This is a genomic window from Fibrobacter sp. UWEL (genome assembly GCF_900142535.1).
Taxonomy (GTDB): Bacteria; Fibrobacterota; Fibrobacteria; order Fibrobacterales; family Fibrobacteraceae; genus Fibrobacter.
On sequence record NZ_FRBE01000012.1, the window covers coordinates 101,696 to 110,872 of the forward strand.

General features: G+C 46.4%; 7 protein-coding genes. 4 read left to right on the top strand and 3 right to left on the bottom strand.

All coding sequences use genetic code 11. The features are described 5' to 3' along the window. Nucleotide 1 precedes the first annotated feature (1 nt). The 3 genes from BUB59_RS09235 to BUB59_RS09245 all read left to right on the top strand — a co-directional run bounded on the left by BUB59_RS09235 (nt 2) and on the right by BUB59_RS09245 (nt 3,019). On the top strand, nt 2-901 hold the full coding sequence (locus BUB59_RS09235; protein WP_073228973.1) for a hypothetical protein: 900 nt from the start codon (nt 2-4) through the stop codon (nt 899-901). Nucleotides 902-1,252: 351 nt separating this feature from the next. Then, complete coding sequence (locus BUB59_RS09240) at nt 1,253-1,594, top strand: P-II family nitrogen regulator (RefSeq protein WP_073228978.1); 342 nt, start codon at nt 1,253-1,255, stop codon at nt 1,592-1,594. A 15-nt stretch (nt 1,595-1,609) separates the two neighbouring features. After that, nucleotides 1,610-3,019: an ammonium transporter gene (locus BUB59_RS09245; RefSeq protein ID WP_234980012.1), complete on the top strand. Its 1,410-nt coding sequence runs from the start codon at nt 1,610-1,612 to the stop codon at nt 3,017-3,019. 103 nt (nt 3,020-3,122) lie between these two features. Here the strand turns inward: BUB59_RS09245 and BUB59_RS09250 are convergent, their stop codons facing one another. Genes BUB59_RS09250 through BUB59_RS09265 form a run of 3 tightly spaced genes read right to left on the bottom strand, consistent with a single transcriptional unit; the run spans nt 3,123 to nt 5,949 of the window. Then, on the bottom strand, nt 3,123-4,325 hold the full coding sequence (locus BUB59_RS09250) for a hypothetical protein (protein ID WP_073228980.1): 1,203 nt from the start codon (nt 4,323-4,325) through the stop codon (nt 3,123-3,125). 16 nt (nt 4,326-4,341) lie between these two features. Then, a complete protein-coding gene (locus BUB59_RS15200) occupies nt 4,342-5,124 on the bottom strand; it encodes a hypothetical protein (protein WP_143160313.1) in 783 nt (260 codons plus the stop codon). Between the two features lie 9 nt (nt 5,125-5,133). Next, complete coding sequence (locus BUB59_RS09265) at nt 5,134-5,949, bottom strand: TIGR02147 family protein (protein ID WP_073228989.1); 816 nt, start codon at nt 5,947-5,949, stop codon at nt 5,134-5,136. 236 nt (nt 5,950-6,185) lie between these two features. On the opposite strand from BUB59_RS09265, the gene BUB59_RS09270 reads away from it, so the two are divergent. Beyond that, nucleotides 6,186-9,029, top strand: coding sequence for an ATP-binding protein (locus tag BUB59_RS09270; protein ID WP_073228992.1), 2,844 nt, complete (start codon nt 6,186-6,188; stop codon nt 9,027-9,029). Nucleotides 9,030-9,177: the final 148 nt, after the last annotated feature.

Here is a 9,177-nt window from a genome sequence, read left to right on the forward strand (position 1 = left end):
TATGGATTTGAGACAAAAACCGGGTAAGGTCCAGAAAGTTCTGGAAATTTTGATGCGTATTAGACTTTTGTCCGTTGTGGGCTTGGTGGTGGCGACAATCGCCATTATGGCCTCCAACTGGCAGAATGTGGTTTCCCTTCCCGTAGGTGCATCTGGCGCTCTTGCTGAATGGCTTCCTGACTTTAGCGTGGCTAATGCCTGGAATTCTGCTCAGTACCTGGTTGTTGCAACTATTGCTACGGTTGTGCTGAGTTTTGTTTTTGGAAAGGTCCGTGCAGGGGTTGCTTCCATTGTTTCTATTGCTCTTTTTGTGGGGAGCTTGATTTTGATGGATGGAAACGAAACCATGCCTCTGATTTTCTTTGGAGTGCTGGCTGGCGTTTCCGTAGTGTGCCTTCTGTTTGTGAAACTTGGTGTGGCTTGTGGCCTGTTCCCCTTTGTTTTGGGATGGCTGTTCCTCAGTGCGTTGGTTGCTGTTCTGCAGCCCTCTCTGGAACCCTCCTATCTGGTATGGGCTGCTCTTTCCGCACTTGGATTTGCTGGCGCTATGGGCTTGTCTGCTTTAGCGGGTAAATTCTTGGGAGAAGGAATGCCTCAGGCCGGCGCCATGGTAAAGGCAGCAAAGCAGATGGTGATTCCCATGCTGGTTTCCTCCCTGCTGGTTGTAACGGCTATCGCTTTCGATATGCCTGCCGCTCAGGTTGTGGAAGGCGCTGCAAAGCCTGCTGAGGGTGCTAACGTCTGGGGCGCAATCCTGTTCTTCTTCGTGTTTAACCTGTGGTATTTTGTCATCCTGTTCCCCATGATGACTTTTGCGCCCTGGGATCGTCTCCGTTCCGGTAGCCGCCGCGTTGAAATGAAGGACAAGAAAAAGCCCGCTGCAAAGGGCAAGAAGAAGTAATCGACAATCGTAGTTTAAAGTTTTACAAAAACTGAAAATTACAAAAATATGTTATTTTCTCGAGTAGGGTTCTGACCAGTGGTCAGGACCCTTTTTGTTAGGAAATTTTTGACTGAATTACAATTTTTGTAAATGCAATATTTTGCCTAATTCAAAAATTGTAATTGTAAAACTAGTTTGTTATCCCTGCAGAATTATTTGTTCTGAAACAATCTAATCGCTCTGGAAGCCTTATTTTATAAGGGCTAGCGGGATTTTGCCGCTGGTGTTTTTTGTTTATCACGGGATGTTGGCACGGTCTTTGCATATAGGGTGCGGAAACAAAAATAAACCTAAACAAGGACAACAACCATGAAGCTCATTACAGCTTACATTCAACCCGAAAGGCTTAATAGCGTAAAGCAGTCGCTTTATGAAGCCGAAGTTTTCAAGATGTCTGTCACCAACGTCCTCGGCTGCGGTCAGCAGAAGGGACACACACAGGTCTATCGTGGTGTGGAAACCGAAGTGAACCTGTTGAAGAAGATCTGCATCCGTATTGCAGTGAACGACGAATTCGTCAAGCCCTGCATCGACGCTATCATCAAGGGCGCTCGTTCTGGAAATATTGGCGATGGTAAGATCTTTGTTACCGAACTTGAACAATGTATCCGTATCCGCACCGGTGAAACTGGTCCGGAAGCTATTGGTTAATAAGGAGGTATAAAAATGGCTGATACACTTTCTACTATCGTCGATACCGCCGCTGCCGTAGCTGACACCGTTTCTAGCGCCGCCGCTGCTGTTGTTGAAACCGTTACCGAAGCCGCTGCTCCTGTTGCAGCCGCTGTCGAAGCTGCTCCTGCCGCTGCTGCAGAAGCCGCTCCCACTGTAGGTGACGCAATCTTCATGACCGAAAACATCTGGATCATGATTTCTGCAATGCTGGTGTTCATTATGGGCCTTGGCTTTGCTTGCGTTGAATCTGGTCTTTGCCGTGCAAAGAGCGCATCCAACATCTGCTTTAAGAATATCGCAGTTCCCGCAATCGGTATTTCCGTGTACGCACTGTTGGGCTTCGGCCTGATGTACCCGGGTGAATTTAACGGTTGGCTTGGCTTCGCTGGCTTCGGCATTGGCGACTGGCTGAACCCCGCAAACTTCACCGCCTCTTACAACGGACACTTCTCTCTGTTCACCGACTGGCTGTTCCAGGCAATGTTCGCTGCAACCGCTGCTACCATCGTCTCTGGTGCTGTTGCTGAACGTATCAAGCTTTCCTCCTTCCTGGTGTTCACCTTCTTCTACGTAGCGTTCGTCTACCCGGTAGTTGGTTCCTGGGTTTGGGGCGGTGGCTGGCTCTCCAACTTCGCTGGATTCGGTGCAGAAGGCTTCCACGACCTGGCTGGTTCTGAACTGGTTCACTCCGTTGGTGGCTGGGGCGCTCTCGCTGGCGTGCTGATTCTCGGACCCCGTATCGGTAAGTATGTGAACGGTAAGGCTCACGCAATTCCGGCTCACAACGTACCTCTCGCTACCATCGGTGTGTTCATCCTGTGGTTCGGCTGGTGGGGATTCAACGGCGGTTCCGCTCTCTCTGGCAACCCCTTCGATACTTCTCTGATTCTCGTTACTACTAACCTCGCTGCTGTCGCTGGTATCATCACTGCAACCGCTACTTCCTGGATCATTGCAAAGAAGCCCGATGCCACCATGGCTCTCAACGGCTGCTTGGCTGGCCTGGTAGCAATCACTGCTCCTGCTGACACCGTCTCTCCGCTTAGCGCATGGATCATTGGTGCAATCGGTGGTGTGATCGTAGTCCTGGCTGTGTATATGTTCGAAAAGCTTCGCTTGGATGACCCGGTTGGTGCTCTCTCCGTTCATCTGGTAAACGGTATCTGGGGTACTCTCGCTGTAGGTATCTTTGACTACACCGGCCGCTTCAATGTTGCAACTCAGGCTCTCGGTGTCGTTGCTTACGCAATCCCCTGCTTCCTGGCTGCATGCTTGATCTTCATCGTCATCAAGAAGACTATGGGTCTCCGTGTGAGCGAAAAGGAAGAACTGAAGGGTCTTGACCTGGCCGAACACGGACAAGAATCCTACGGTGGCTTCCAGATCTTCAGCAACACCTAATTGCGAAGACAATAACTTTAAAAGCCATAATAAAAACAAAGAACCTCGCACCGGGTGGTGCGGGGTTCTTTTGCTTTAAGGAGAGATGAAGTTTTTGTGGTGATTAACGTTCCAGTGGATTTTCGATGGTGTATTTTTTATCCATGAAGTGTACGTACTTGGCGCCCTTTAGAAGTTCCTCGTTCACCTGGAAATAATGATCGCTATAACAGCGGCATTTTGAGAGTGTTGCGGTCGAACAGCTTTCATCGTACTGATATAGGGTAAGGACTGTTGCGATGTCTGTTGTGTCTGTTGGGTGGTAGTACTCTTCGTGTCTTTCGCAGGTTAGGTCGTATTGAATTGTTAAATCTTCGCCGGCCAAGTAACGTATGACTCCAGTACTGACGGCGCAGTAGTCCGACGCATCAGGAATCATAATCTCGTAGGAACCTTCGCCAATTTTTGTGATGGTTGCATTTCTTTCGGTGGATGCGTCGCTGTTGGCGACTGTCTTTGCGAGCGCATTCGCCTTGCATTCTCCAGTCTTGACCCAGTTCGTAGAGTCTTGGCTGCCGTTTGCATTGCTGGTATCGGGCTCGCTTACTTCTGGTTTGATGCTTACGGGTAGGTCCTTGCAGGTGTTCAATACGGCTCTTCCGTACTTTGCCCAGTAGGGGTCGTTGTAGTAGATGAGATTGTCGTCTGTAGAATCTACGGGTGTGATGGAGCAGATATCTCTGCCGTCTTCGTCCAAAGAGTAGGTTCCGCCTTCCTGATTGCAGTCTTTCTGGAATGCTTCCTCCACATGCTCGTCATTTCCGATGAGCCTTTTCTTTATACGCATGTCTTTCGTTTCGATATCGCTATATGAGATGGAGATGCTGTAATACAATAAGGTGGAGTCACCTTGTTCGCAGCCAATAAATCTGTCGAAACCGTTGAAGTTGTTGACGAGTACTTTTCCGGTGGACAAGGTGTCCCTCTGGCCAAGGCAGGGCCCCAGGCCCATTTCTTCGCTAAAGCAGTCTACAGCAATTAAGTTGCTAACGAAGTCTTCCTTCAGAAGTGATTCGTAATACTGTTCTCGCAGGGAGTCTAGCTCTTCGGGCGTAGGCATGTATACAGAATCGCGAATGAGTATAATGGTGTCCGGAGGGGCCTGGACAGTGTCAGAAACTGTGGGAATGCTATCCTGCGGGTTTTCCTGGGACAGTTGTCCCTGTGGGGTTTCCTGCGGGGCGGTGCTTGTGCTTTCGTTATCGCTACAGGCAACGAGAGCCATAGCGACCATCCCGCTTGCGATGGTCTTCTTTGTGAACTTCATGATTTGTTCTCCTATGTTAGTTTCGGCAATGACCGATTACTGCCTGACTGTATTTTTCCCAGACAGGGTCTTTGTATTGGGCTTGACCTTGCACGTTAATGGTGCATTGCAAATTCCCTTCACTGATTAGCTCGTACCTTCCGCCTTCGGCTTCGCAGTCGTTCTTGAAGCTTTCCGTATCCGTCATTTCATAATCGAAGAATGATTTGATGACAATTTCTTCAAGGGTTTTGATGGAATAGCTGAATGTTAATCCGCCTTGATTGCAGGTTACGCTTCCAAATTCTTTCTGGGAGTTGTATGAGATATCTCCTGTTTCTCCATTTACGATAACGGTATAACTCGTGTCGGCCATGGAGTCGAAGTCGCCCTTGGAGGCAGAACTGGAGCTTGGTGGTGTAACTGCTGGCTCGCTGGGATTATCGGGCTGTCCCGCTGAAGGAATAGTGGAATTCTCTGAAGGAACGATGTAGAAGGTCTGATCATTGCAAATAATCAGAATTAAACTATCCAGGTTAGTGCCGTTCCTGTCATTTAAACTTGCTGCAGATGCCGAGGAGAGGATGATGCCTGAATTGCCTGTACTTGGATTGACTGCGACGGGATCTGAATTTTCGGCTGAACTGGAGGATTGTGCAGTTGTGGGCGTTGCGTCTGTTGAGGGATTTGCCGCAACCGTGTTTTCCTGCTCGTCCGTTCCCGCCAAATTGAACCCGCAGGCGGTCAACGCGGTTAACATGAAGTATGCAACCGGCTTGATTAATCTTGCAGCTGTTTTTGTGAGGGCGGAACTGGTCATGTTTCTCTCCTAAACCTTTTCTGTCAACGGGAACAGCTGTAAATTTAATCGATAAACCTGATCAATGTTGTCGCATTTGTTCGCAATGGCTATGATTTTCTTGCGACATGCGTTTAGCTCGTCTGAAATCTGCTTGAATGTGTCTGCGTTTACGCCCATGGTGACGCCTGAAACATTCCTTTCATTGGAGTCGACGATGTCCAGGGATTCCCTGGCCAGGTCAATCATCTGACGATTCATGGAACGAATTGCTAGAGGGATTGCTTCTCCGGATCCCGTAATAGCCTTGTCGGTCTGTTCGTAGGCGTTAACGCCTACTTCCCGCAGAAGTCCAGCCTTTACCAAAAATGCCAGGGATTCTCGTACGTGCTGGGCCGAAAAGGAATGCTTGATCTGCTTTGAAATTTCGTTGGGGAGAGCTCCCTTCATCAAGGGGGCCAGTTCGCGTACAATGGAATTCACGGCAGAATCGTAGTAGGCGAAAGTGTCCGCATTCAATACACGGATGCGTTGTTCAGACGCGATGCGGGTCATTTCATTGAAGAAATGTGTTTTCTTTTTGTCGTCCTTGGCGTTTCCGAATTCCACAAGATTCACGAAGTAATCGTAATCTGCTCCGGTGAGGCCCATGGCCGCAGCCACCTTGGGAATACCCACCCGACTTAGGGAACTTTTGCCGTCGCATACCAATTTCAGATAGGAGGGAGAGGCAAAGCCTGCAGCCTTGGAAAAGTCACGCCAGGTAAAGGCAGACTTTTTCTTTCGGTCTTCGTAGTAATCCTGCATGCAGGCACGATAGTCTTGATATTCAAAAACGGGCTTCATATTGCTAAAAATAGACTATTCAATGATACAGAAGTCAGTGTTTTTTACGAAAAATGGAGTATTTATGGATTATTTGTAAGAAAATGTATGCGAATGAAACAAAAAGGACTGCGAATGATACAAAATGAGCTGGATGTCTAATGTGGTTTAATTTGGATGGCGTTTGGGGAAATGGTTCATGCTTTTATCAATAAAATGAATAGATTTTAAAATGGGATTATTAACTTGAGTGTAGTATGGTGAAAAAAATCGTTTTTCTTATTGTTTGGACTATTTTTGCGGGATATGCACTGTGTGCAGAAAATGGACCGAAAACGGTTCGTGTTGGTTATTACCATAGTGAGAATTTCCAGGATGGCGGTCAGGGGACTCCTCTGTATGGTTATGCCTACGAGTACTATCAGCGTGTAGCCCAGTATACGGGCTGGCGCTATGAATACGTCTTTGGATCCTTCGATGAAATTTACGATCAATTCCTGAAGGGTAATGTGGACTTGATGGCTGGTCTCGCACACTCTAAGGAACGAGAACAGTACATGGGTTTTTCCAAACACCCTATGGGTCGTGAGGTTTATCAATTCATAAAGAGGGCGGGGGATAGAAGCCTCTTTGGAAATCCCATGTCCATGCAGGGAAAGCGTATTGGTGTTCTGGGTGACGGAATGGATCAATCCTTGCGACAGTTTCTTGCGGAGAATCAAATCCAATCTCAGGTAATTGTTTATAAGAATGGAACTTTATGTGAGCGGGCTCTTGCTCAGGATTCCATTGATGTTGCTGTTGTGGAAACTCGTGGCTTGGAAGTGAAGTCTGATTTTGAAGTGTTCTTCAAGATGAGCAATTCCTTCTACTATCTGTGCGTTACGAAAAAACGTCCTGATTTGTTGGTGGAGTTACATCGCGCCTTAGGACAGTTGGTTGAAGACGATCCCATTATTACCGCAAAACTTTTCAATAAGTACGTTCGTCCTAGTTCGGTGAGTAAAAACCTATCGCCGATGGAAAAAGAATGGCTAGCTGGGCATGATACCTTAAAAATCGGGTATCTAAAAGGAATGCTTCCCTATAGTGACCTTTTGAATGAAGATAATGCGCCCTCGGTTTCTAGCACAAAAGAAAACATGACTGTTCTAGGCGATCTGCCGACGGGTATCGTCAGCGACATTTTTCTGGAAATGTCTAGATATCTGAGCGTAAAAAAGTTTGTCCTGAAATATACGGCTTACGACTCCTACGATTCTCTGGTAGCATCGATTGCTCGAGGTGGTGTTGATGTTGGATTCCCTACAGGTGGTAACCTATACTGGGCTGAAAAGAATGGAATTTATGAATCTTCGGCTGTGATTAGATCTGAAGCCACTCTTGTGTTTAAAGGTGCTTTTAATGAATCCGCCTTTCAAACGATTGCCGTAAATCAACGCAGTAGAATGATGGAACTGTTGGTAAGAGAATATTTTCCCAATGCGTCCGTTAAACTATGCGATAATGTGGAAGAATGTTTAAATGCTGTTCAAGAGGGAACCGTTTCCGCTACCATTATTGGAAACCTTCGGTCGAATCACATTTTAAAGAACCGTCAGTATTCAAATCTTTCTGAGAAACTTTTGAATATCCCCAATGACAAATTTCTGGGTGTTGCTATCGGTAATGCACCCTTGTTGAAATTGCTGAATCGCGGTATTGCCTTGATGGGGGATGATTATGCATTGAATCTTTCCTATCAATATGCGGAAAGACTTTACAAACCCTCGTTGCTTGATGATTTAAGCAATCACATCGGTGCGGTCATCGGGATTTCTGCTGGCGTATTTGGTACGATTTTCATTTTGCTAATTAGCTGGATTCGGCGTGCTAAAAAACGTGCCGCGAAGGAATTTGCACAAAATGAACGCTTGAGTATGCAGTTGGACGTGATTGCGACTATTAGTGACTTGTACCATAGCGTATTTCTCATTGACGTGAATAATAATTCCTTTGAGACGATCCACACGGCAGGCTTTATTGGAAATGCGATTGATCCTTTAAGGAATGATGTTCAGAAGGCTTTGTTCCTGATGGCCGAAAACATGGTCCGTGAAAAATATAAAGCTGAAATGCGTGACTTTAATACGATCTCTAGCTGGAAGAATTTCCTGGCGGACAAGGATTCCTGTAGCATTGAATATGAAGGTAATGTCTTTGGATGGTGCCGAATTACCATTCTCGCGGCTCGCCGTGATAAGGACGGAATTCCCACTCATGTGATTTATATTTCTCAGGAAATAAACAATCAGAAAAAAGTGGAGCAGGAATTACAGAATGCGCTGGATCTTGCGGAACAGGCCAATAACGCCAAAACTTTCTTCCTGAATAATATGAGCCATGACATTCGCACTCCCATGAATGCAATCATTGGCTTTACTTCGCTGGCTGCAGATCATATTGATGATAAGGAACGCTTGCGGGATTATCTGGCTAAGATTAATACCTCTAGCGAACACTTGCTTTCTCTTATCAATGACGTATTGGATATGCGTCGTATTGAAAGTGGAAATGTCAAGCTGGAAGAAATGGATACGAATCTTCCCGAATTGCTGAAGGATGTTCAGACCATTGTGCAGACCAATGCGAACCTTAAACATCAGGATTTGCTTTTTGATGTGAAGGTGAATCATGAGAATATCGTGGCCGATAGGCTACGCCTGAACCAGGTGTTACTGAATCTGTTAAGCAATGCTATCAAGTTCACTCCGGATGGAGGTTGTGTTCGCATGAGAGTGGAGGAAAAGCCTTGCGACTTAACCGACTCTGTCTGCTATGAATTCCGCGTGAAGGATAATGGTATCGGTATGAGTCCTAATTTTAAGGACCGTATTTTTGATGCTTTCTCTCGAGAAGAAACCTCGACAGTTTCCGGTATTCAAGGGACTGGCCTGGGCATGGCCATTACCAAGAATATTGTGGTCATGATGGGTGGCAATATTCAGGTGGTGTCCGAAGAAGGACAAGGTTCTGAATTTATTGTGAACTTACAGTTCAAGATTGGACATTCTGTAGAAAAATGTACAACTCCTGAACGTTATAGCGGTTTAAAAATTTAAGACAGAAAAATTTGATTCCTTAAGTGAAAAACAAAAGCTAAATTCAACATGAAAAAAGGAATCGAAAAATGAAAAACAACACATCTAAACCGGCAAGCAGCAAGGAAAGCATCAACGCAACGTCTCAGAGAACCCGTAGGGTTCTTGA